Raw genomic sequence first — 502 nt, 5'->3', positions numbered from 1 at the left:
CGCAGGACACCCTCTACCTGCTCGGCCGCGAGGACGGCATGGGGTCCATCGGCCCGCTGTTTACCTGCTTCACCGGCGAGATCTACGAGACGGCGCGGGCGATGGCCCCGATGAACAAGGGCGGTCGCCTCGACCCGCCGTGGACGATGGTCCTCGACGAAGCGGCCCTGATCTGCAGCGTGCCCCTGGAGCGCTGGACGGCCGACAGCCGCGGCCTGGGCATCAACATCCACGCCGTCTTCCAGAGTCCCGCGCAGATCTACGAGCGGTGGGGCAAGCACGGCTACCAGACGATCTGGGACAACTGCGTGAAGCTGATCATGGGTGGCCTCTCCAACGAGGAGCACCTGGACGGCCTCTCCAAGCTGTGCGGCAAGCACAAGGAGAAGAAGGAGTCGCACTCGAAGAGCCCTGGTGCGGACGGCACGATGAAGGAGTCCACGTCGTGGACCCACGTCGAGGTCGACACGATGACGCCCGCGGACATCATGAACCTGGAGCC

Annotated in this window: 1 protein-coding gene; it reads left to right on the top strand. The window is 65.9% G+C overall.

Going from position 1 to position 502, the window contains the following annotated elements:
* Positions 1–502 (top strand): TraG/TraD/VirD4 family protein (locus G3I78_RS47635; protein WP_164436855.1); only part of this gene is annotated, 502 nt, incomplete at both ends.

Source organism: Streptomyces sp. SID13726 (assembly GCF_010548375.1).
Taxonomy (GTDB): domain Bacteria; phylum Actinomycetota; class Actinomycetes; order Streptomycetales; family Streptomycetaceae; genus Streptomyces.
The sequence above is the reverse complement of the archived record's forward strand: the minus strand, read 5'-3'. Positions and strand labels throughout refer to the sequence as shown.